The organism is Azotobacter vinelandii CA, assembly GCF_000380335.1.
In the GTDB taxonomy this organism is placed as follows: Bacteria; Pseudomonadota; Gammaproteobacteria; order Pseudomonadales; family Pseudomonadaceae; genus Azotobacter; species Azotobacter vinelandii.
In genome coordinates this window covers 3,010,757-3,033,944 of sequence record NC_021149.1, presented here as the reverse complement: position 1 = coordinate 3,033,944, position 23,188 = coordinate 3,010,757, and the positions used below count along the sequence as shown (strand labels likewise).

18 protein-coding genes and 1 pseudogene are annotated in these 23,188 nt (G+C 66.9%); 6 read left to right on the top strand and 13 right to left on the bottom strand.

The features are described 5' to 3' along the window. Positions 1-15: 15 nt before the first annotated feature. From AVCA_RS13395 to AVCA_RS13380, 4 genes are read right to left on the bottom strand one after another with little or no spacing between them, the layout of a single operon-like run. The gene (locus AVCA_RS13395) at positions 16-1,338 is read right to left on the bottom strand and encodes an LLM class flavin-dependent oxidoreductase (RefSeq protein ID WP_041807247.1); all 1,323 of its coding nucleotides are present in this window, start codon (positions 1,336-1,338) and stop codon (positions 16-18) included. A 20-nt stretch (positions 1,339-1,358) separates the two neighbouring features. Next, entirely contained in the window at positions 1,359-2,111 is a 753-nt protein-coding gene (locus tag AVCA_RS13390; RefSeq protein WP_012701495.1) for an ABC transporter ATP-binding protein, read from the bottom strand. Further along, a complete protein-coding gene (locus AVCA_RS13385; protein ID WP_012701494.1) occupies positions 2,108-2,965 on the bottom strand; it encodes an ABC transporter permease in 858 nt (285 codons plus the stop codon). The genes AVCA_RS13390 and AVCA_RS13385 overlap by 4 nt, the downstream gene beginning before the upstream one ends. Next, the gene (locus tag AVCA_RS13380) at positions 2,955-4,025 is read right to left on the bottom strand and encodes an ABC transporter substrate-binding protein (protein WP_012701493.1); all 1,071 of its coding nucleotides are present in this window, start codon (positions 4,023-4,025) and stop codon (positions 2,955-2,957) included. Before AVCA_RS13380 ends, AVCA_RS13385 begins: the two co-directional genes overlap by 11 nt. Positions 4,026-4,266: 241 nt before the next feature. Between AVCA_RS13380 and AVCA_RS25015 the strand changes: the two are divergent. Continuing rightward, a pseudogene (locus AVCA_RS25015) lies at positions 4,267-5,211 on the top strand (IS630 family transposase). 481 nt (positions 5,212-5,692) lie between these two features. Here AVCA_RS25015 and AVCA_RS13365 read toward each other — a convergent pair. Continuing rightward, positions 5,693-6,100, bottom strand: coding sequence for a VOC family protein (locus AVCA_RS13365; RefSeq protein WP_012701492.1), 408 nt, complete (start codon positions 6,098-6,100; stop codon positions 5,693-5,695). A gap of 92 nt (positions 6,101-6,192) precedes the next feature. Beyond that, positions 6,193-7,227: an RNA methyltransferase gene (locus tag AVCA_RS13360; protein WP_012701491.1), complete on the bottom strand. Its 1,035-nt coding sequence runs from the start codon at positions 7,225-7,227 to the stop codon at positions 6,193-6,195. A 204-nt stretch (positions 7,228-7,431) separates the two neighbouring features. Here AVCA_RS13360 and AVCA_RS13355 point away from each other — a divergent pair, with 204 nt between their 5' ends. Beyond that, positions 7,432-8,367, top strand: coding sequence for a ZIP family metal transporter (locus tag AVCA_RS13355; RefSeq protein ID WP_041807566.1), 936 nt, complete (start codon positions 7,432-7,434; stop codon positions 8,365-8,367). A 156-nt stretch (positions 8,368-8,523) separates the two neighbouring features. Next, on the top strand, positions 8,524-8,952 hold the full coding sequence (locus AVCA_RS13350) for an ArsC/Spx/MgsR family protein (protein WP_012701489.1): 429 nt from the start codon (positions 8,524-8,526) through the stop codon (positions 8,950-8,952). Between the two features lie 82 nt (positions 8,953-9,034). Here the strand turns inward: AVCA_RS13350 and AVCA_RS13345 are convergent, their stop codons facing one another. After that, positions 9,035-9,535, bottom strand: coding sequence for a heme-degrading domain-containing protein (locus AVCA_RS13345; protein ID WP_012701488.1), 501 nt, complete (start codon positions 9,533-9,535; stop codon positions 9,035-9,037). Between the two features lie 179 nt (positions 9,536-9,714). Between AVCA_RS13345 and cho the strand changes: the two genes are divergently transcribed. Continuing rightward, positions 9,715-10,563: an excinuclease Cho gene (cho, locus tag AVCA_RS13340; RefSeq protein WP_012701487.1), complete on the top strand. Its 849-nt coding sequence runs from the start codon at positions 9,715-9,717 to the stop codon at positions 10,561-10,563. 149 nt (positions 10,564-10,712) lie between these two features. On the opposite strand, the gene AVCA_RS13335 is transcribed toward cho, so the two are convergent. The 5 genes from AVCA_RS13335 to metH form a co-directional block, all read right to left on the bottom strand. Further along, positions 10,713-11,645 carry a diguanylate cyclase gene (locus tag AVCA_RS13335; protein ID WP_012701486.1) on the bottom strand — a complete coding sequence of 311 codons (933 nt, stop codon included), beginning with the start codon at positions 11,643-11,645 and terminating at the stop codon, positions 10,713-10,715. Then, the gene (locus AVCA_RS13330) at positions 11,642-14,122 is read right to left on the bottom strand and encodes an ATP-binding protein (protein ID WP_012701485.1); all 2,481 of its coding nucleotides are present in this window, start codon (positions 14,120-14,122) and stop codon (positions 11,642-11,644) included. Before AVCA_RS13330 ends, AVCA_RS13335 begins: the two co-directional genes overlap by 4 nt. Beyond that, the gene (locus AVCA_RS13325) at positions 14,122-15,288 is read right to left on the bottom strand and encodes an ABC transporter substrate-binding protein (RefSeq protein WP_012701484.1); all 1,167 of its coding nucleotides are present in this window, start codon (positions 15,286-15,288) and stop codon (positions 14,122-14,124) included. Before AVCA_RS13325 ends, AVCA_RS13330 begins: the two co-directional genes overlap by 1 nt. A gap of 622 nt (positions 15,289-15,910) precedes the next feature. After that, complete coding sequence (locus AVCA_RS13320) at positions 15,911-16,276, bottom strand: YggL 50S ribosome-binding family protein (protein ID WP_236616166.1); 366 nt, start codon at positions 16,274-16,276, stop codon at positions 15,911-15,913. A 195-nt stretch (positions 16,277-16,471) separates the two neighbouring features. After that, complete coding sequence (gene metH / locus AVCA_RS13315) at positions 16,472-20,173, bottom strand: methionine synthase (protein ID WP_041807243.1); 3,702 nt, start codon at positions 20,171-20,173, stop codon at positions 16,472-16,474. A 217-nt stretch (positions 20,174-20,390) separates the two neighbouring features. Here metH and AVCA_RS13310 point away from each other — a divergent pair, with 217 nt between their 5' ends. Further along, the gene (locus AVCA_RS13310; protein ID WP_231876200.1) at positions 20,391-20,792 is read left to right on the top strand and encodes a hypothetical protein; all 402 of its coding nucleotides are present in this window, start codon (positions 20,391-20,393) and stop codon (positions 20,790-20,792) included. A gap of 64 nt (positions 20,793-20,856) precedes the next feature. On the opposite strand, the gene AVCA_RS13305 is transcribed toward AVCA_RS13310, so the two are convergent. Then, entirely contained in the window at positions 20,857-22,047 is a 1,191-nt protein-coding gene (locus tag AVCA_RS13305; RefSeq protein WP_012701478.1) for an N-acetylmuramoyl-L-alanine amidase, read from the bottom strand. Positions 22,048-22,210: 163 nt separating this feature from the next. Here AVCA_RS13305 and folE2 point away from each other — a divergent pair, with 163 nt between their 5' ends. Next, on the top strand, positions 22,211-23,107 hold the full coding sequence (folE2, locus tag AVCA_RS13300) for a GTP cyclohydrolase FolE2 (protein ID WP_012701477.1): 897 nt from the start codon (positions 22,211-22,213) through the stop codon (positions 23,105-23,107). Positions 23,108-23,188 lie beyond the last annotated feature (81 nt).

The window sequence follows — 23,188 nt, the reverse complement described above, 5'->3', positions numbered from 1 at the left end:
GCCACTGTCCTGGCGTCAGAAATAGGGATTGGACGGTCGTTTCAGGCCATAGCGATCGCGCAGCGTCGTGCCTTCGTAGTGGGTGCGGAACAGCCCGCGCTTCTGCAGCAGCGGGACGACCTCTTCGACGAAGGTCTCCAGCAGGGCCGGCAGGATGGGCGGCATCAGGTTGAAGCCGTCCGCGGCGCCTTCTTCGAACCAGGTCTGGATGGTGTCGGCGATCCGCTCCGGGCTGCCGGCCAGGGTGAAATGGCCGCGGGCGCCGGCCAACCGGTGCAGCAGCTCGCGCAGCGTCGGCCGCTGTTGCCGGACCAGATCGGTGATGACCACGGCACGGCTTTGCGCCGCCTGCACCCCGTGCGGATCGGGAAAGTCGTCGACGCTGAGCGGCCGGTCCAGCGGCAGATGGCTGAAGTCGTGGCCGCCGAAACGATTCGACAGGCGGGCCAGTCCGGTTTCCACGGCCGTCAGCTCGTTCAGCTCTCGCCACAGGGCATCGGCCTCGCGGTCGCTGGCGGCGATGACCGGGCTGATTCCCGGCAGGATGGCGATGTCTTCCTTGCGCCGGCCGGCGGCGACCGTCTGCTCCTTGAGGCTTCGGTAGAAGGCTTGCGCGGAGGCAAGATCCGGCTGCGCGGTGAATACCGCCTCGGCGTAGCGGGCGGCGAAACGCTGGCCCCCGGCGGAAGAGCCGGCCTGGAACAGCACCGGGTAGCCCTGGGGCGAGCGCGGCACGTTCAGCGGGCCTTTGACGCGGAAGTGGGCGCCCTGGTGATCGATGGCGCGGATGAGCGAGGGTTCGAGGAACAGGCCGCTGGCTGGATCGTCGACGATGGCGTTGTCGGACCAACTGTTCCAGAGGCCGGTGACCACTTCGAGGAATTCGAAGGCTCGTGCATAGCGTTCGGCGTGCGGCGGCTGCTGTTCGAAGCCGAAGTTCGCTTCCGCGCCCTGTGTCCACGAAGTGACGATGTTCCAGCCGATGCGGCCATTGGAAATATGGTCCAGGGAAGCGAACTGACGGGCCAGGTTGAAGGGTTCGGTGTAGGTGGTCGAGGCCGTGGCGACCAGACCGATGTTCGAGGTCGCGCCGGCCAGGGCCGCTACCAGGGTGATGGGTTCGAGTCCGCCGGTCGCCACATGGCGGATGCTGCCATCCATCGACAGGGCGTCGGCCAGGAACAGCGAGTCGAGCAGCCCCTTCTCCGCAACGCTCGCCAGATGCTTGTAGTAGTCGAGGTCGGTCAGCCGTTGCCGTGTACCGAGCGGATGGCGCCAGGAGGCTTCGTGATGGCCGCGACCGTGAACGAAAAGATTCAGGTGCAAATGTCTGCTCATTGCGGATTTCCTTGTCGTGTTCAGGCGCTCTCGGTGACGCCGAGCGTGATGAGTAGCCGTTGTCGATAACCCACCAGGCGCGGGTCGTCGGAATGTCGCGGGTGGTCGAGGTCGAGTCTGAAGTCGTCGGCGATCCTGCCGTTGCCGAGCACCAGGACGCGGCTGGCCAGTGCCAGCGCCTCGTCGACGTCGTGGGTGACGAGGATCACCGTGGGACGCAGGCGGCCGACCAGCGCGCGCAGCAAGGCGTGCATCTTCAGCCGGGTCAGGGCGTCCAGCGCGCCGAAGGGTTCGTCGGCGAGCAGCAGTTGCGGTCTGCGCACCAGCGAGCGGGCCAGGGCGACCCGCTGCTGCTCGCCGCCGGAAAGCTGGCCGGGCCAGGCGCTTTCGCGCCCGGCCAGCCCCACGCTGGCCAGCGCCTGGCGGCCCGCCTGGGCCGGATCGGGGCCGTCCAGCCCCAGGGTGATGTTGTCGAGCACGCTTTCCCAGGGCAGCAGGCGCGAATCCTGGAACAGCACCGAACGCGCGGTCGGGACACGGATGAGCCCCTCGCCCTCGACTTCCTCGTCCAGCCCGGCGAGCGCGCGCAGCAGGGTGCTCTTGCCGGAACCGCTCATGCCGAGCAGGGCGACGAACTCCCCGGCGGCGATGTGCAGCGAGATTTCGTTCAGCACCCTGCGGCCCTGGAAGGCGCGGGTCACACGTTCCAGCACGACCGAGCCCTCGGCGGCGTCGGTGGCGAGTCCACTGTCGGACACGGAAGGCATGGTCATGAGCCGATCACCTTCCGATAGCGCAGTGTCGAGCGTTCGATAGCCCTGACCGCCGCGTCCGATGCCAGGCCGAGAACCATGTAGATCACCAGGCCGACGACGATGATTTCGGTCTGCCCGTAATCGCGGGCGCGGTTCATCAGGTAGCCGATGCCCTGGGTGGTGTTGATCTGTTCCAGCACCACCAGCGAAGCCCAGCAACTGGTGACCGACAGGCGCAGCCCGGTGAAGAAGCCGGGCAGGGCGCCGGGCAGGACGATCCGGCGAATGAACACCGCCTTGCCCAGCCCCAGCGTGCGGGCCAGTTCCACATGGCGGATGTCGATGCCTTTGATCGCCGCGTGGGTGTTGATGTAGACGGGCACGAACACGCTGCCGGCGATCAGGGCGATCTTCATTGTCTCGCCGATACCGAGCCAGAGGATCGCCAGCGGAATCAGCGCCAGCGTGGGGATGGCCCGCTTGATCTGCACCAGCGAGTCGATCGAGGCTTCTCCGATGCGCGTCAGGCCGGAGGCCAGCGCCAGCAGCACGGCGGCGGCCACGCCGATGCCCAGGCCCCACCAGGCGCGCCAGGCCGAGGCCAGCCAGTGCGGCAGCAGGGTCCCGTTGGCCAGCATGTCGTACCCGGTTATCAGCGCGGTGGAGGGGGCGGCCAGCAGTTTCGGCGAAAGCAGGCCGGTCTGCGCTGCCAGTTCCCACAGGGCCAGCAGGACGAGCGGTCCCAGCAGCCGGCCCAGCGGCGTGAGCCGCCGCGGCACCAGCCGCGTGCCGCCCGGACGGGACGAAGCCTGGGCGGTGCGCGGTGTGGAGGAGGTTATCCGCCCGCCCAGCGTCGATCCTTCAGCGGACATCGGCGGTTTCCTCGGCTTTCAGGCTGCGGGCGATCACCGGGTCGAAGCGCAGATCGAATTCGTCGCGCGCATCCAGCCGGGAGGGGATGTCTCCCACTTCATGAAGCAGATCGATATCGGCCTGCTGCCCGGCGATCAGATCCTCGAGCGCGGGAAAGCGAACCTTGCCCTGAGCGGCGATGATGCGCAGCGCCTCCTGCGGGCTCAGGCCGTGCCGGTCGACGTAGAAGGCCTTGGCCCAGTCTTCCGGATGCGCCTCGGCCCACTGGTTGGCCGCGATCCAGTGCTTGACCAGCGAGACGATGGCAGCGGCCTTGGCTTCGTCTTTCAGCGACTTGGCGCTGGCGTAGAGAAACGTCAGCTCCCTGGGCAATACCGCGTGTTCGCCGAACGGGATGTGCCGCTCCTGTCGGTCGGGTCCTTCGCCGATATAGCGGGAGAAGTGCGGCTCGGTGAGTGCGGCGACGTCGACCTGTCCAGTGCGCAGCGCATCGACGAAATCGTCCACGCGCAATGGAACCAGCGTGACATCCTTTCTGCCCAGCCCGCCCTCGCGCAGCGCCTTGAGGACGAACGGTTGGCGGGCGGTGCCTTCGGCGTAGGCGATTTTCGTGCCTTTCAGCGCCTTGAGCGAGGTCACCTTCGCGCCGGGGCTGACGGCCAGTCCGTAGGCCGGCTCGCTGCTTTGCGCGGCGGCGACGATGGGCAGGTCCTCGCCCGCCACCTGGGCCTGGATCGGCGGCGTGCTGCCGACCGTGGCGATGTCCAGGGCGCCGGCCCGGAAGGCTTCCAGAATCGCCGGCCCGCCCCTGAAGTTGGCGTATTCGATTTCGAACCCGAGTTTCTCCTCATGGCCCGAGGCTTTCAGCAGCGTCTGCACCTTCTCGTTCTGGTCGCCGAAGACCAACCGCGTACCTTCGGGGATGCTTTCCGGCAGCCGGGACGCATCCACGTCCGCGGCGTGGGCGAACAGGGGCGTGAAACACAACAGGACAAGCGCGCTGCGCAAAACGGAAGGAAGCAGAGCCTTTCTTGTATGGGCGGATCGATGATTGTTCATGGGCATGGCTTCGCAAGAGGAAGTAATTAGCGGATGGGGATTCGGGAAATCGCGGACCCGCATCGTCGACAGCCACAGGGCATCGTGAACGCACGAAGTCCGGCCGCGAAAAGGCGTGGTCTCGTGCGATGTCCGAGTCCGGGATAGCTAGAGCATTTTTTGAAAACACGAATTCGACAAGCAGGGGTTGCTCTTCCTGGTCATTTCGGTTCTCCTCTCCCGCTCGGACAAGGGGATCGGAATGGCTCGGGCATACAGTGCGGATCTTCGCCGGCGCGTCGTCGACGCGGCCATGGGTGGGCTGTCGGCTCGGCAGGCCGCCGAGCGATTCGACGTCGGGACGGCAACAGCGATCGTCTGGGTACGGCGCTTCCGGGAAGGCGGGGAACTCGTCGCCCGCCGACAGGGCAAGCCCCGGGGCTTGCGGCTCGATCCCCATGCGGACTACCTGCTCGGCCTGCTCGAGCAGACCCCCGACCTGACGCTGGCCGAACTCGCCGCGACCCTCGAACGGGAGCGTGGCGTCCGTGTCAGCCTGGCGACGGTGTGGACGTTTCTCGACCGGCACGCCATGACGTTCAAAAAAAGACCGCGCATGCAGCCGAGCAGCAACGGCCGGACGTCCAGGCCGCCCGACAGGGATGGATCGAGGAGCAGTCCGGTTTCGATTGGCGCAAGCTGATCTTCGTCGACGAAACCGCCGCCGCGACGAACCTGGCCCGCCTGCGGGGCTGGGCCCCTCGCGGCGAGCGCTGCCGGGCCGCGATCCCCCACGGCCACTGGAAAACCACGACCTTTACCGCCGGCCTGCGGCTGGATGGCCTGAGCGCGCCGCTGGTGCTCGATGGCGCCATGAACGGCCCGGTCTTCCTGGCCTATGTCGGGCAGGTTCTGGTACCCGCTGACGCCCGGCGATATCGTGGTGATGGACAACCTGCCGGCCCACAAGGTGGCGGGGGTACGCCAGGCCATCGAAGGCGCAGGAGCCACACTGCGCTACTTGCCACCCTATAGCCCCGACCTGAACCCGATCGAGATGGCCTTCTCCAAGCTCAAGGCACTGCTGAGAAAGGCGGCGGCGCGGACCGTGCCGCAGCTGTGGCAGAGCATTGGCGAGGCGATTGCGCAGTTCTCTGCACAGGACTGCAGGCACTACTTCGAGGCCGCCGGATATGAATCGGGATAAGGTAAAAATGCTCTAGCTGGCAAGCAAAGGGTTGCGGTCGGGGCGAGGACTGCCCCGTTCCGGCCGGACCCACCGGCGGCTATCGGCCTCAAGGGAGGCGGCGTGCGCTCTCCGCGTCCGGGCGGGTCCGCTGGCCCGGGCGCTGGTCGCCCGACCGCAGGTGGGCGAGGCGGATGGAAAAGCCTGCACACAAGTCGACATGTGCATCCACATCTCCTGTCGAAAACGGTCTTTCGAACATGTTCAGGAGTTGATCCTTGGCAGGGTACGGCTCCGTTGGTTCGCCATGCGGACGAACCAGCTTCAGACATTCGAGAACCATGGGGGCAAGCGAGCGTCTGTCCGGGGAGAGTAAATTGGCTAATTACCGCAAGAGAAATTATAAAAAATAATATTATTATTTGTTTTAGTTATTTTCGACGTACGGGATCGGGTCTGCTTCCGCCGGTCCCGTGCCGGGGCGCGTTGCTCGCCATGGGGGTCAGGTCAGCGCCGGTCCCTTGAGTTCGACGAGCGTACCTTCCGGGTCGGTGATGTAGAGGGAAGGGCCGCTGCCTTCGGCGCCGTAGCGCGATTCCACGGCAGCGGCCTCGATACCGTGCTCGGCCAGGCGCCGGCGGATCCGTGTCTCGTCGAACGGCTCGATGCGCAGACAGAAATGGTCGAGGTTGCGTCCTTCCCTGCCGGGCGCGGCGCCGCCGGCGCTGCCCAGCCTGCCGGTGACGGGAACCAGGTCGATCAGGGCGCTTCCGGCGCGCAACTGGACCAGGCCGAGTTCGTCCTGGCGGCGTTCGACGCTGCAACCCAGGACTTCGCAGTAGAAGCGCAGCATCTTCTCCAGGTCGACGACGCGCAGCACCAGGTGGTCGATTCCGAGAATGCGGAACATGACGGACTCCGGAACGATGGCCGATCTCGTCGACAGTATCGACGGCCCGGCGCGGCTGTCCAGGCACGGCGGGGATGGCGGGTCGTGGCGCTTCAGCGCATGCGCGACGGCCGGCTCCTGGCCGGTTGCATGGCTCGCGCGCGCAATTGTCCGCAGCCGCCGTCGATGTCCTGGCCCGCCGAATTGCGCACCTTGGTCAGCACGCCGCGTCCGTGCAGGTAGCGCACCAGCCCGACGATCCGTTCGCCGTCGGGGCGCCGGTAATCGTCGGCTTCCAGGCTGTTGTAGGGGATCAGGTTCATCACCGCGTACTTGCCCCTGAGCAGGCGCAGGATGCCGTCCATTTCCTCCAGGCTGTCGTTGATGCCTTCGAGCAGTGTCCACTGGTACTGGATCGGGTAGCCGGTCCGTCGTGCGTAGGCCTCGGCCAGTTCGACCAGTTCCTGCGGATCGAGGCGCGGGGCGTGCGGCAGCAGCCGCCGGCGCAGGCCGGCGTCGCTGCTGTGCAGGGACAGGGCCAGCGCCGGCTTGACCCGCCCTTGCGGCAGGCGCTCGAAGACCCGCGGATCGCCCACCGTGGAGAACACCAGGTTCTTGTGGCCGATGCCGCCGGCGGTGCCGAGCAGATCGATGGCTTCCAGTACATTGTCGAGGTTGTGCGCCGGCTCGCCCATGCCCATGAACACTACTTTCTTCACCGGGCGGAAGCGGCGGGCCAGCGCCACCTGGGCGACGATCTCGGCGCTGCCGAGCTGGCGCAGCAGGCCGCTCCTGCCGGTCATGCAGAACACGCAGCCCACGGCGCAGCCGACCTGGCTCGACACGCAGAGTCCGTCGCGCGGCAGCAGCACGCTCTCGACCATCTGCCCGTCGCCCAGCTCGACCAGCAGGCGCGCCGAGCCGTCGGCCGCCGGGTGCTCGGAGCGCAGCCGCGCGAGGCCGGCGACCGTCGCGTGCAGTTCGGGCATGGCCTCGCGCACGCCGAGCGGCAGGAAGTCCCGGGCCTGCTGCTGGCGTGTGCCGGTATCCAGCGGCCAGCCGTGCAGCCAGGCACGGTCGATCCGTCCGATATGCGGGGATTTGGCGCCGAGGTCGGCGAGGCGCTGGTGGAAGTCGGCGATTTTCATGGGGCGCGGATGCTACCACCTGGCGCCGCCGAGCGGCAGCCGGAGCGACAGGGAGGAGAGCACGGGTTATGTTCTTCGAGATGCATTGCAGCCGCGGGGGCGGAAAAGGGCACGACTGTCCGTTTCCCGCGGTCGAAAGGAGCGGGTAGCGGAAAATCCTCTTCCCGGTCGCCAATCCGCGGAGTCATGACCATGAGCGACGGTATGAGCAGCACTCCCCAGGTCACCTCGGCCCCGAGCTTCCGTGCCGCCCTGCTGGCCCAGGCCGAAGCCAGCCCGGCGGTCACCACCGGCCTGGCGCTTTCCCTGCTGGCCGTGCTGGCGCTGCTCGTCAGCAGCCTGTACAACGCCTTCACCGACACCCAGCCGGACAACCTGCGCCATGCGCTGTACGGCGGCGGGGCCGGTTTCGCCGCTACCGCTCTCGGCGCCCTGGCGGCCGTCGCCCTGCGGCGGATCAGCGTGCGCATCCAGGACATCATGCTCGGCTTCGGCGCCGGCATGATGCTCGCCGCCAGTTCCTTCTCGCTGATCCTGCCCGGCCTGGAGGCAGCCAGGACGATCACCGGTAGCGGCCCGCAGGCCGCCGCCTGCGTGGTCTTCGGACTGATGCTGGGGGTACTGCTGATGCTCGGGCTCGACCGTTTCACCCCGCATTCGCATGCCACCACCGGCCCCTGCGGGCCGGACAGCGAGCGCATCGGCCGGATCTGGCTGTTCGTGCTGGCCATCACCCTGCACAACCTGCCGGAGGGCATGGCCATCGGCGTCGGCTTCGCCGGCGGCGACCTCGGCGTGGGCATTCCGCTGGCCAGCGCCATCGCCATCCAGGACATCCCGGAAGGCCTGGCCGTGGCCATGGCCCTGCGCGCCATCGGGATGCCCATGAGCGGTTCGCTGCTGATGGCCATGGCCAGCGGCCTCATGGAGCCGCTCGGCGCGCTGGTCGGCGTCGGCATCTCCAGCGGCTTCGCCCTGGCCTATCCGATAGGCATGGGCCTGGCCGCCGGCGCCATGGTCTTCGTGGTCTCCCACGAGATCATTCCGGAGAGCCATCGCAACGGCCACCAGACACCGGCGACGCTGGGCCTGATGGCCGGTTTCGCGGTGATGATGTTTCTCGACACGGCGCTCGGCTGAAATCGCCTGCCGGGACGGGCGGCAGCACGGCTTTCTTTCCTCTTCCCTTGGCGAGAGGGCGCCGATTCGCCGGCCGGCAGCTTCGATCCTGCTGACCGGGCGGACGGCCTTGGTTAAGATCCCGCAATCAACCCGTTGATCGCCAAAAGGATCGCCATGACTGCCCAAGCTGCCGTGAAAACCGTCATCTTCTACGAAAAACCCGGCTGTGGCGGAAACCGCCGCCAGAAGACCCTGCTCCAGGAGCACGGTATCGAGCTGCAGGTCAGGGACCTGCTGAGCACGCCTTGGACGCGCGAGCGCCTGGAGCCTTTCTTCGCCGGACTGGAGAAGGACGCCATGGTCAATGCCGCCGCGCCGAAGATCAAATCCGGCGAGGTGGACGTCGCCGCCCTGAGCCGGGACGAACTGATCGAGAAGATGCTCGCCGAGCCGCTGCTGATCAAGCGCCCGCTGCTGGAGGTGGGCGAGACCCGTATCTGCGGTTTCGACATCCCGCGCCTGAACGCGCTGCTGGAGGTGGGCATGCCGGTACCCGAGACCATCAACAGTTGCCTCAAGACGGACAAGTGCTCCTCGCACTGATCGCGAATTCCGCGGAGCGGGTTTATAGCCCCGCTTTCGGGAGTGCCCGGCCCCGGGGCCGGGCGCGTTCGGAGGCGCGCTGTCAGGCCAGATTGTCGAGCGCCAGTTCTTCGAGCCGTTCCTCCAGCATTCCGGCCAGCGCTTCCACGATCAGTTCGTGATCGTCGCGCTGCGGCAGCCCCGACACCGCGACGGTCCCGATGCAGCCGGTTCCGCGCAGCAGGATCGGGAAACAGCCGCCGTGCGCAGCGTAGTCGCGAAGTTCCAGCCCGGCCTGCTCGATCAGACTCGTGCCGTCCTTTTGTAACTGCAGGCCGACGGCGTACGAACTGCGCCGCATGAGCGTGACCACATTCTTCTTGCGCCGGGCCCAGTCGAGGTTGTTCGGCGCCGTGCCCGGCATGGCGCTGAGGAACAGCGGGTTTCCATTGACCTGAATTTCGATGGTGATGGCCAGATTCCGTTGCTCGGCGAGGGCGCGCAGGCGCGAGCCGAGGACCCAGGCGCTATGGGCATCGAAGCTGCGGAACTGGAGACGGGCTTCCTGCAGGGCGATGCGTTCGAGGTCTTTGTCCAGATTCATGGATAATTTTTTCCATTATTTTTATGGATAGAAATTATTTTCCATTTAGCCATAAGCCGTGCCCCAAAGCAAAGCCCTTCGGTCAATGCCTGTCCGGGGAACCCCGCTTGCCATGTCCGCCTTACCGTTCGGGCGCTTCCCCATGGCGTCGTCTCGCCCGTCCCGCTATAAAGCGCGGCATGCTGCCGACCAAACGCCCCCTTCGCCCCGCCGAACTCTACGAATACCCCGAGCATCTCCGGGAACGGATCGCGTCCATGCCGAAAGCGCCCGGCGTCTATCTGTTCTATGGCGATAGCGACAGCCTGCCGCTCTATATCGGCAAGAGCGTGGACATTCGCGCCCGCCTGCTCGCCCACCTGCGCACGCCCGAGGAGGCCCGCCTGCTGCGCCAGACGCGCCGCATCGAGCATATCCGCACGGCCGGCGAGATCGGTGCCCTGCTGTTGGAGTCGCGCCTGATCAAGGAGCTGCAGCCGCTCTACAACAAGCGTCTGCGCTGCCAGCGCCGGCTGTATTCGATCCGCCTGGCGGACGGCAGGCCCGAGGTCGTCGAGGCCGTTCCGCCCGACCGGGAACAAGCCCTGTACGGCCTGTTCAGGAGCCGGCGCGTGGCCGGCGAGCGGCTCCTGGAGATGGCCGACCGGCATCGGCTGTGCCTCGGCCTGCTGGGGCTCGAACGGCATGAACCGGGCCGCGCCTGTTTCCGCACGCAGATCGGCAGATGCGCCGGGGCCTGCGCCGGCCGCGAAAGCCATGAGGCGCACGCCGCCCGGCTGCTCGCCGCACTGACCGAGTGGCAACTCTTCTGCTGGCCGTACCCGGGGCCGGTCGCCCTGCACGAGCATGGCGAAGGGCTGCGCGACTACCATGTGGTCGACCGCTGGCATTTTCTCGGCACCTACGCCAGCCTGAAGGCGGCCCGCAAGGCTCCCGCCGGGCCGCTCCCGCGTTTCGATGCCGACAGCTACCAGATCCTGCTGCGCCCGATCCTGCAGGGCGGGGCCGGGGTCGTTCCGCTGCTCTGAAGCCCTTCAGGGCACATCTAAAAACTACCTGCGTGGTCATCGCTGCGTTAAAAACAGGCTCAAAATGCTCATTTACAGCGCGTAAACTCCGCTTTTCGCCTGTTTTTGCCTTGCGCTGACTGCCTCGCCTACGTTTTTAGAGGTGCCCTTCAGGTACGTATGACGACCCGGTCACGTCCCGCGCGCTTGGCGGCATAAAGCGCCTCGTCGGCCATTTCGAGCAGCGCGCCGGCATCCAGTCCGGGCCCCGGAATCGCCGTCGCGCCACCGATGCTGAGCGTCACCCGCGGCGCCGTGCTGGAGGCCGGGTGCGGGATGCGCAGGGCCTCGACGGCCTCGCGCATGCGTTCCCCGACATGCAGGGCGGCGCCGGCGTCGATGTCGGGCAGGACACAGGCGAACTCCTCTCCGCCGAAGCGGGCCACCAGGCCGGGACCGCGCAGGCGTGCGTCGGCGACGGCGCGCGCGATCTGCCGCAGGCAACGATCGCCGTTCAGGTGGCCCAGGGCGTCGTTGTAGGCCTTGAAGTGATCGACATCCATCATCAGCACGGCCAGCGGACGCCGGAGTCTTTCCTGGTGCCGCCACTGGCGTTCCAGGAAGGCGTCGAAGGCGCGCCAGTTGGCGATGCCGGTCAGGCCGTCGCACTGCGCCATCCGTTCCAGAAGCTCGTGCTGGCGCGCCAGCCTGAGGTGGTTGCGCACGCGGGCGCGCAGTACCGGAGCGTTGAAGGGCTTGACGATGTAATCGATCGCACCGATTTCCAGGCCCTCCGCTTCGTCGTCGGGGTCCGACAGCGAGGTCAGGAAAATCACCGGGATGGGCGCGGTCAGCGCGCTGGCTTTCAAGCGCCGGCAGACCTCGAAGCCGCCGATGCCGGGCATCCGGACATCGAGCAGGATCAGGTCGGGCAGCGCCTCGGCGGCCAGCCTCAGCGCGCTCGTCCCGTCGCTGGCGGCGATGACCTCGCATTCGGCTTCCAGCACCCCGGCGACGAAGGCCAGGTTGACGGGCAGGTCGTCCACGATCAGCACCGTCTGGCGCGTGGCGGGTCCGCAGGAAGGATCGACGATATCGCTCATCGTTCGGCGTCCGCGGGCCGGGGCGGGGGAAAGGTGGCGCGCAGCGCCCGCAGGCCCTCGCCGGTGGCGCGCTCGATGCGCGCCGCGACGTGGCGGGTCGCCCGCATGTCATGGGCCTGCGCGGCGCGGCGCAGTTCGAGGCCGAGCGCGAGGAGGGCGAGCAGACCGAAACTGCCGGCGGTGCTGACCAGATCGTGGGCTTCCTGCCGCAAGGCATCGACATGGCCGGCCCAGGCCGCTTCGCCGATCCGCAGGCAGCGGGCCCGGCAGTCTTCCTCGAACATCGCCAGCAGGGCCTCGAAACGCGCCGGAGCGAGGCGTTGCCGCAACTCCCGCAGCGGGGCGGGAGTGAATATCTCCATGGGCGGCGCATCGTCCGTTTCCGCGGCGGTGGGAGCCGGGATGTTCCGCTCGGAACCGGCCTCCACGGCCTCGCGGGAAATCCAGTGCAGCAGGATGTCCCACAAGGCGCCCTCATCGATCGGCTTGGCGATGTGCGCATTCATGCCGGCCTGCACGGTGGCCGCGATGTCCTCCCGGGTGGCGTTGGCGGTCATGGCGAGAATGGGCAACCCGGCGAAACGGGGCTCAGTGCGCAGCAGGCGGGTAGCGGTCAGTCCATCCATGACCGGCATCTGCATGTCCATCAGCACCGCGGCATAGCGGCCGTCCGGCGCAGCGCGCAGGGTATCGAGCGCGGCCTGGCCGTCGTCGACCGCATCGACCAGCAGCCCGCCGGACTCCAGCAGTCCGGTCGCCACGGTCCGGTTCAGGGCATTGTCGTCGACCAGCAGTACCCGACGTCCGTGCAGCGCGCGGGCGTCCTGTCCGGGCGCGCAGGACGGGGCGGCCGGAGCCGGGCCGTCCGGCCCCGCGTTCTCCTCGGGCCGGACCATAGACAGCGGCGCCGGTTCGCTCAGCGCCGAACGGCCGAGGCGCGCGCTGAACCAGAAGGTACTGCCGGCGCCCGGCGTGCTGCTGGCGCCGGTGCTGCCATCCATGGATTCGGCCAGGCGCCGGCAGATCGCCAGACCGAGCCCGGTGCCGCCGAAACGGCGGGTGATGGAGGCATCGGCCTGGCGAAAGGCCTGGAACAGGTTGGCGACCTGCTGCGCATCCATGCCGATGCCGGTGTCGCGTACGCTGCCGGTCAGCAGCCAGTATTCCGTGCCGTCGGGGCGGACCTCGATCTCCAGCGCGATCTCTCCCCGCTGGGTGAACTTGATGGCGTTGTCCAGGTAGTTGAGCAGGATCTGGCTGATCCGCATCGGGTCACCCACCAGCATCCGGGGCGCGCCGTCGGCCACCCGTACGTGCAGCGGCAGCCCCTTGTCCGCCGCCTTGTCGGCCAGCATGCCGACGACATCGGCCAACAGGTGCTCCAGCTCGAAGTCGGTCTTCTCCAGAACCAGCTTGCCGCTGTCGATCTTGGACAGGTCGAGGATGTCGTTGATGATCGACAGCAGGTGCCGGCCCGCGCGCAGGATGGTTTCGATACGCATGCGCTGCGGTGGCGACAGCTCGGACTTCAGCGCGAGTTGCGTCATGCCGAGCATCGCATTCAAGGGCGTGCGGATCTCGTGGCTCATCAGCGCCAGGAAAGCGGTCTTCTCCCTGGCGATCTGCTCGGACAGCAGGCGCGCCTGCTCGCTCTTCGCCACTTCGATCGAAAGCCGGTCGGCCCGTTGCATGGAGTCCTTGAACACCTGCAGCGCCTGGGCCATGGTGCCGACCTCGTCGCGCCGTCCGGTGCCGGGGATGGCATCGTCGTAACGACGGTCGGTCAGGCGCTCCATGATCCGCGTCAGCGCGGCGATCGGCCGCGAGATCTGGGTGATGCTCAGGTAGCCGGACAGCGCCAGCACCAGCAGCAGGCCGCCGACGACGGCGATGGCCGCCGCGACTATGGTGCGGTTGGTGGTCCGGTTCAGTTCGACCGAGGCATGGCCGAACTCGGCGATCGAGGCGCCGCGCAAAGCTTCCATGTCCGCCTGCAGCGCCCGCAGGGCCGGCTCGAAGCCTTCGTGGATGATCCGCAGCGCCCGGTCGCCCCGCCAGCGCGCCGCCGCCTCGACGATGGCGCGCGCATGCTCGAACACGGCGGGCGCTTGCGCCGCGATGGCGTCCAGGGCTGCGGCCCGCCCGGGGATCAAGGGCCGTATCCGCGCGAGAGTGGCGTCGAACTCCTTCTGCAAGCCGCTCACGACGCCGTTCACGGCGCGCATCTTGTGCTCTTCCTGTTCGGTCAGCACGGCGTAGACCAGTTTGCTGGAGTCGCTCAGCAACAGCGCCGCATCGCTGAGCAGCAGGGCACTTTGCGCCTGCCGTTCGATCAGGCCGCGATAACCGCGGTCGACACTGCGCATGTTGGCCATTGAGTAGATCGAGATGGCCAGCGCGATGCTGCCGAGCAGGCCGACCAGCAGCAGGATCTTGGTGGTCAGGCGCAGGTTGGCGAAGGGCGTCAGGACCGACATCAGGGTTCTCCGGAAAGCGCCCGCAGCAGCGCTTCGGCCGCCCGGACGTCGTCGAGTTCGCCTTCGAGATGGCGGCTCACCACGCTGTAGATGGCGGTCTTGACGGCGGGCAGGTTGGCGTTGCCCATGGCGATCGAACCCATCATGGTGCGTCTCATGTTGGCGCCGCGCATGTCGTCGATGGCCCGCTGGCCGCAGGCGTCGAAGCCGTCCTTGGGCACGTCGACGCGTGCCGGGATGGCGCCGGAGCGGCGATTGACCGCGGCCTGGAAGTCGGGGTCCATCAGGGTGTCGAGCAGAATCCGCCGGGCCGCCTGGCTGCCCGGCCCGTTCTTCAACAGCACGTACTGATCGCTGTTGAACAGCACCACGCCCTGGGTGTCGGGAAACCGGAAACACTGGAAGTCCCTGCCCGGCTGCATGCCGTGCAGGGCGAATTCCCCGTCGACCCAGGTGCCCTGCACCTGCAGCAGGGCCTCGCCCTTGCGCACCAGGTCCGTGGCCTGGTCCCAGCGGCGCCGGCGAAAACCCGGATCGACGAAGCGCGACAGCACCCGCATCCGCTCGAAGATGCGGATCGCCAGCGGCAGGGGCAGCGCCTCGGCATCGAGTTCCACGAAGGCGCGCCGATAGAATTCGGCGCCGCCGGTCGACACCGCGACCGATTCGAACAGCAAGGTGTGTTCCCAGGCTTCCCGCCCGACCGCCAGCGGGAGCATGCCGGCGGTCCTGGCGCGTTCGAGCAGCAGGACCAGGTCGTCCCAGGTATCCGGGGCGGGCGGCGAGCCGAGTTTCTCCAGCAGGCGCTGATTCATCCACAGCCAGTTGGTCGAGTGCGTGTTGATCGGCGCGGCGTACCAGTGCCCCTGGTATTTCGAGAGCGCCTGGATGCCGAAGGGCACGACCTCGTCCCATTCGTTGCGCGCCGCCGCTTCGTCGAGCGACTCCAGGTGGCCGGCCCTGGCCCATTCCTGGATGTCGAAGCCGATCATCTGCGAAGCACTGGGCGGCCGGCCGCCGGCGACGCGCTTGCGCAACTCGTTGATATAGCGGGCGGTGCCGCTGCCGGCGACGGCCTGCTCGCGCCACTCCAGGCCCTGGGCGCGGATTCGCTCGCGCAGCACCTCGATGCTGGCCCGCTCGCCGCTGGAAACCCACCAGTGCATGATGTCCAGCCGCTCGGCGGCGTTCGCGGGCAGCGACGAGAGTCCATAGAAAAGTCCTCCGAGCGCTATGTACGCGGCAGCCAAGCGGTGGGAAGGTTTGCGCCTGGGTATTTTCACAGGATTCTTCCGAAATCCGGATTGAAAGGCGGTGGTCGGGAAATGGGGCTGGTCCTGGACGGACGGGCCTGCCCCGGCTTTCCGTTATGGCGTCATGCTATTGGCTGTGGTGGTTCATGGCCAGATGGCGGTTGGTACGGGGAAGCCGTCGTCATCGGTCGGGCATCGTTGCCGGCGAGGGACGTATTCTCCGGCGTTCGTGATCGTTCCGATCGCGAATGGATTTGTTCCTGCAGGGGAGCGGTGCCTGAGGGATGGGCGCTTGGGGTGGGGGCGGATTTATCCGCGACCCGTGCAACACCGATACCCCGCCCGCTCAGGTCGCGGATGAACTCGTTCCTGCAGGAGGAGCGGTCAGCGGACAAGCCCGCGGCGTTGTCCACCGAGGCCGTGGCACTTCGTGGCCAGACAGCGGGAGGTATGGGTACGGGCCGTCATGGTCGGTCGGGCATTGCGGTCGGCAGCGGGTTCCGGTTGCCCGGTCTTTCGAAGACGTCAATGGACTTCAGTCCGGCTCCACTTCGTGCCAGCAATCCTTGAGCGGACCTATGTCGGCCTTCAGGCACCAGGGGTGCCGGTCGAGCCATTCCCTGACGAGTTCCCGGTCGGCCTCGGTCATGCTGCCCCTGTCCGACAGGCAGAGCAGGCCGTCGCATGCGCCGCTCTCGGGCGAGCCTCCGCCCGCAAAGCTCCACTTGTGCGCCTCGACGAAATCGATCCACAGGTCGAGAAGGGTATCCAGATCGATCTGCGTGCGCTCGTATTGCAGGGTTACCCGGAAGTAGAACTCCTGAAATTCGCTCAAGCGCAGTTTCTTGCGAAGCCTGCGCTTGCGCGGTTTGAGCATCTCGGCAGGGGACAGGGTTTTCATGTTCAGCAGTCCTTTGGATATACGGATGACACGCCATCGTTGGTCGAGCATCGTCGTCAGTGAGGGGGGCTGCGAAGTTCGTGCTCGTATTTCGGTCGCGAATGGATTCGCTCCTACAGGAGGCAGTGCTGCTTGGCGTAGGGTGGATGGCCGAAGCCATCCACCGCGCCGGACAAGCCTGCGGCGTCGTCCACCTTACGGGGTTGTCGCCTCATATCCCAAGTTCGGCATCAGCCACCGCTCGCTCTCCTCGACGCTCTGTCCCTTGCGTTGCGAGTAGCTTTCCACCTGATCCCGGTCGATCTTGCCGACGGCGAAGTATTTCGCCTCGGGGTGGGCGAAGTACCAGCCGCTGACGGCGGCGGCGGGGAACATGGCGTAGTGTTCGGTGAGGGTCACGCCGCTAGTGCCCTGCGGGTCGAGCAGGCGGAACAGGGTGCCTTTTTCCGTGTGGTCGGGGCAGGCCGGGTAACCGGGGGCGGGGCGGATGCCCTTGTATTGCTCCTTGATCAGTTCCTCGTTGGAAAGCCGCTCGTTCGGCGCATAGCCCCAGTATTCCTTGCGCACCCGTTCGTGCAGCCATTCGGCGCAGGCTTCGGCAAGGCGGTCGGCCAGGGCCTTGACCATGATCGAACTGTAGTCGTCGCCCTGGTCCTGGTAGGCCTTGGCCAGTTCCTCGGCGCCGATGCCGGCGGTGACGATGAAGCCGCCCACATAGTCGGTGACGCCCGAGTCCTTCGGCGCGACGAAGTCCGCCAGGGACTGGTTGGGCTTGCCGTCGGGCTTGGCGGCCTGCTGGCGCAGGTGGTGCAGGGTGGCCAGCGGTCGGCCGTCGTCGCCGTAGACTTCCAGGTCGTCGTCGCGCACCTGGTTGGCCGGCCAGAAGCCGAAGACGGCCTTGGCACGGATGAGCTTTTCGTCGATCAGCTTCTTCAGCATCCCCTGGGCGTCCTTGAACAGCGCGCTGGCGGCTTCGCCGACCACTGCGTCCTCGAGGATGCGCGGGTACTTGCCGGCCAGGTCCCAGGACATGAAGAAGGGCGTCCAGTCGATGTAGCCGGCGAGCACCGCGAGGTCGATGTCCTCCAGCACCTTGACGCCGGTGAAGGCGGGCTGCGGCGGCCGGTAGCCGGTCCAGTCGAGCTGCGGCTTGTTGGCCACGGCCTGGGCGTAGCTCAGGCGCTCGGCGCGGGCGCCGCGGTTGGCGGTGCGTTCGCGCACTTCGGCGTAGTCGGTGCGGATCTTCGCCACGTAGTCGGGCTTCAGCTCCTTCGACAGCAGCGAGGTGGCCACGCCCACCGCGCGCGAGGCGTCGGTGACGTAGACCACCGCGTCGTTGGCGTACTGCGGCTCGATCTTCACCGCGGTGTGCGCCTTGGAGGTGGTGGCGCCGCCGATCATCAGCGGCAGGGCGAAGCCCTGGCGCTGCATTTCTCGGGCGACGTGGACCATCTCGTCGAGCGACGGGGTGATCAGGCCGGAGAGGCCGATGATGTCGCACTTTTCCTCGCGGGCGGTCTGCAGGATCTTCTCAGCCGGCACCATCACGCCGAGGTCGACCACGTCGTAGCCGTTGCAGCCGAGCACCACGCCGACGATGTTCTTGCCGATGTCGTGCACGTCGCCCTTCACCGTGGCCATGAGGATCTTGCCCTTGGCTTCCGGCTTGTCGCCCTTCTCGGCCTCGATGAAGGGGATCAGGTGGGCCACCGCCTGTTTCATCACCCGCGCGGACTTGACTACCTGGGGCAGGAACATCTTGCCGGCGCCGAACAGGTCGCCGACCACGTTCATGCCGCTCATCAACGGGCCTTCGATGACCTCGATGGGCCGCGCGCACTGCCGGCGGCATTCCTCGGTGTCCTCGACGATCCAGGTGGTGATGCCCTTGACCAGCGCGTGCTCCAGGCGCTTGCCCACCGGATAGCCGCGCCACTCCTCGGTTTCGGCCTCCTTGACCGTGCCGTCGCCCTTGTACCGGTCGGCGATGGCCAGCAGCGCCTCGGTGGCGCCGGGGTGGCGGTTGAGCACCACGTCCTCGACCTTGTCGCGCAGCTCCTCGGGGATCTCGTCGTAGATCTCCAGTTGCCCGGCATTGACGATGCCCATGGTCAGGCCGTTGCGGATGGCGTGGTAGAGGAACACCGAGTGGATCGCCTCGCGCACCGGGTTGTTGCCGCGGAACGAGAAGGACACGTTGGACACACCGCCGGACGACAAGGCGTAGGGCAGGTTGTCGCGGATGTAGGCGCAGGCCTCGATGAAGTCCACCGCGTAGTTGTTGTGTTCTTCGATGCCGGTGGCGACGGCGAAGATGTTCGGGTCGAAGATGATGTCTTCCGGCGGGAAGCCCACCTCGTCGACCAGGATGTCGTAGGAGCGCTGGCAGATTTCCCGCTTGCGCGCGGCGGTGTCGGCCTGGCCTGCTTCGTCGAAGGCCATCACCACCACGGCGGCGCCGTAGCGCTTGCACAGGTGGGCGTGGTGCTTGAAGGGCTCGACGCCTTCCTTCATGGAGATCGAGTTGACGATGCCCTTGCCCTGGATGCACTTGAGGCCCGCCTCGATCACCTCCCACTTGGAGGAGTCGATCATGATCGGCACGCGGGAGATGTCCGGCTCGGAGGCGATCAGGTTGAGGAAGGTGACCATCGCCGCCTTCGAATCCAGCATGCCCTCGTCCATGTTGATGTCGATCACCTGGGCGCCGGCTTCTACCTGCTGGCGCGCCACGTCCAGCGCCTCGGCGTAGTTCTCCTCGCGGATCAGCCGGGCGAAGCGGGCGGAGCCGGTGATGTTGGTGCGCTCGCCGACGTTCACGAACAGCGAGTCGCGGTCGATGGTGAAGGGCTCCAGGCCCGACAGGCGGCAGGCGCGCGGGATCTCGGGGATGGCGCGCGGTGGGTATTTGGCCACCGCCTCGGCGATGGCCCGGATGTGCGCCGGGGTGGTGCCGCAGCAGCCGCCGACGATGTTGAGAAAGCCCGCGGCGGCGAATTCCTCGATCACCTCGGCCATCTGCGCGGGCGTCTCGTCGTATTCGCCGAAGGCGTTGGGCAGGCCGGCGTTGGGGTGGGCGGAGACGTGGGTGTCGGCCTTGGTCGCCAACTCTTCCAGATAGGGGCGCAGGTCCTTGGCGCCGAGGGCGCAGTTCAGGCCCACGGAAATGGGCTCGGCGTGGCGCACCGAGTTCCAGAAGGCCTCGGTGGTCTGCCCGGACAGGGTGCGGCCGGAGGCGTCGGTGATGGTGCCGGAGATCATGATCGGCAGTGAAACGCCGTCCTCCTCGAACACCTGCTGCACGGCGTAGATCGCCGCCTTGGCATTCAGGGTGTCGAAGATGGTCTCGATGAGGATCAGGTCGGCGCCGCCCTCGATCAGGCCACGGGTGGCCTCGGTGTAGTTGTCCACCAGTTCGTCGAAGGTGACGTTGCGATAGCCGGGGTTGTTGACGTCCGGGGAGATCGAGCAGGTGCGGCTGGTCGGGCCGATCACCCCGGCGACGAAGCGCGGCCTGGCCGGGTTCTCGGCGCTCTTGGCGTCGGCCACCTGGCGGGCCAGGCGCGCGCCTTCCACGTTCAGTTCGTAGACCAGCTCTTCCATGCCGTAGTCGGCCTGGGACACCCGGGTGGCGTTGAAGGTGTTGGTTTCGAGGATATCGGCGCCGGCGTCCAGGTAGGCCTGCTCGATGGCCTGGATCACGTCCGGGCGGGTCAACAGCAGCAGGTCGTTGTTGCCTTTGACGTCCTGCGGCCAGTCGGCGAAGCGTGTACCGCGATAGTCGGACTCCTCCAGTTTGTAGCTCTGGATCATGGTGCCCATGCCGCCGTCGAGGATCAGGATGCGTTCCTTGAGGGCTTGCTGGAGGGCCTGGAGGCGGGCGGCGCGGTCGGACATGAAGGAAATACCTGGGTAAAGCCGGGGGAAAGGGTGCAGATAATAGCAAAGCTGCACGGCTTTCGAGGTGGGGCCGCTTTTGCATGAGGCACGTTCATGTTGCACGGCGGCAGCTTCGCTGTCGCCGCCTGGCATGGAGGCTCTCCCGGAAAATGTTATATAGTTTCATCCTCGTGCGCAGAGAATGATTTCAATGAGCGACCGGGAGGGCGGAGCCATGGCGAACACTGTCCGTTTGCTGCCGTCGCTGTTTCTGAGCCTGTCGCTGAGCGGCATCGCGCCTGCGGGAGCCGAGATACCGGTGCTGTCCGGAGTCGCCGTCCGCTGTACGCGCAGCGCCACGCTGCTGCATTGCGACGACGGTCGTGGCGGCCACTACGGCATGGCACGGCGGGGAAACGATCTGTTTCTGCGTGGCTACGACGCCGCCAGCGGCCTTTTCTGGGCGCAGACCAGCACGCGCTTCGGGCGCGTCCAGTTCTTCAGCGGCGTGAGCAGCGATGGCAACCTGTGGATCGGCATGAGCCGCCAGCTCGGCTGGAACGTCATCAGCCGCTTTTCCACCTCCGCCGGCGATCGCGGGCGGGTATCCTGCAACCGCCTGAAGGGATGCGACTAGATGCGCTCCGCGACGGCGTGGCGCTGCTCCGGCAGCGCGCGCCGCCCGCTCCCTGCCGGCGGTTTCAGGCGTCCTGGCTTTCTTTCATCTTCGCCAGGAGCGTGCCCTGCGGCGGTCTGGCCTGGAAGTGCTGGAACAGGCCGTCGAAGATGGCGTTCGCCACCTTCCGCTGGTGGCGCGGGTCGACCAGTTTGCGACAGTCGACGGTGTTGGACATGAAGCCGGTTTCCACCAGTACCGACGGAATGTCCGGCGACTTGAGCACCGCGAAACCGGCCTGCTCGACGCGCTTCTGGTGAGCGCCGGCAACGCCTTGCAGGCTGTCGAGAATGTTCTTGCCGAGGTCGAGACTGGTGGTGATGGTCGCCGTCATGGACATGTCCAGGATGACGCCGGCGAGCATCGGGTCCCTGTCTTTCAGGGAAAGTGAGCGCTGCGCACCGAGCAGGTCGACGCGATTTTCCCGTTCGGCGAGCCAGCGCGCCATGGTGGATGTGGCGCCTCCCTGCGACAGGGCGAAGACCGATGCGCCGGACGCGGTACGACGCGGGGCGGCATCGGCATGTATGGAGATGAACATGTCGGCGTTGTAGCGGCGGGCCACCTCGACACGTTTGCGCAGCGGTATGAAAACGTCTTCGTTGCGTACCAGGCGGGCCTTGAAGCCGCTCCGGCCATCGACCTTTTTCGCCAGCAGGCGGGCGATGGCCAGTGCTACCGCTTTTTCCTGCTCGCCCTTGGGGCCCACCGCGCCGGGGTCCTTGCCGCCATGACCGGCGTCGATCACCACGACGATGTTTCGTTGTCCGTCGCCGATGGCCGCCGGGCGCGCGATGACTGCGGCCTGGACCGGCGGCGTGCGCAGCTGGAAGTCCAGCACCAGCCGATGTCCTCTCCCTTCGCCAGGCGCCAGCAGGAAACTGTTCACCAGGACCGGCTCGTTCAAGTCGAACACCAGCCGTGTACCGGCGCCCTGCAGGCCGCTGCGCAGCGAGCGGATCGGTCCTTGGGCGAGCGGCAGTCCGGCGAGGCTGGTGTTCAGGCGGGTGTCGTCCAGGTCGACGATCAGCCGCCGTGGCGCGGCCAGTTCGAAGGTCCGGTGCTCGACGGGGCCGCTGAGATCCAGCACCACGCGCAGCTTGCCCGAACTGCGCCAGCTACGGATGCCGACGAGTTGCCGGGCCGGGTGAGCGGTGGCGGGAAAGGGGAGGGCGAGACCGGCGAGCAAGAGTTTCAGTAAACGGCGTCTGTGCATATGGCGAGTCCACAGAGTGTTGCTTTGCCTGTTCATAGGGCGATGCTTTTGTTATGTTATAACACATACTTTGTGGGGAATCCCCACTAGAACCGAAGGCTGCCGGCAGTCGCATGATGCTCGAGCCCTGAGCCTTGCCAGACCCAACGAGACCAGTACAGCCATGAGTATCCCGCTGCCCGATGTCGCCCTGACGGAGCTGTCCGCTACCCGTGCCCCCCTGGACTGGGTGGGCATGGACGGCATCGATGTGCCGATCCTGCTGGACGAGCCGGAGTTCGCGTATCCCGTCCATGCGCGGGCGGAGGTTCAGGTCGATCTGCCCGACCCCGCCATCAAGGGCATTCACATGTCCCGCCTGTACCGGCTTCTGGACGGCTTCGCCGGGCGCGACAGGCTGAATCCCGCGTCGCTGGCGGTGCTGCTGCGGGAAATGGTGTTCAGCCACGCGGACTGCAATTCGACCCGGGCCCGCTTGACGCTGGCGTTTTCCCTGCTGTGCCGGCGTCCGGCCTTGCTGACCCAAGGCCTGAGCGGCTGGAAATCCTATCCCGTCCGGCTGGAGGCCGTCTGGGAGGCGGGCCGGCTGTCGCTGGATGCCACGCTACAGATCGGCTATTCGTCCACCTGTCCCTGTTCCGCTGCCTTGACTCGACAGCTCATCGAGCAGGCATTCGTCGAGCGGTTCAGTGCCGCTGGGCAGGTCGAGCCTGCGGCGGTTGCCGCCTGGCTGCAGCGCAATGCGACCCTGGCGACGCCTCACAGCCAACGCAGCGTGGCGGAGGTGCGTGTGCGCATTCCCGAGGGCGCCACCCGCCTTGGCCTGCTCGCGCTGATCGAGCGGATCGAAACCTGCCTGGGGACTCCCGTGCAGACAGCGGTCAAGCGCGCCGACGAGCAGGCCTTCGCCCGTCTGAACGGCCAGAACCTGATGTATGTCGAGGATGCCGCGCGCAAGATCCGCCAGGCCGTCGCGGAGGGATTTTCGCAGTTCAGCGTGAGCGTTCGGCATGTCGAGAGCCTGCATCCGCACGATGCGGTGGCGAGCAGTTCGAGTTGAGCGGTCCCTTGCCTGGCCGTGCCGCCGTTTCCATCCCGGTCGTTCCCGCCATATTCCGGGCAGCAGGGCGCGCCGCGTGGC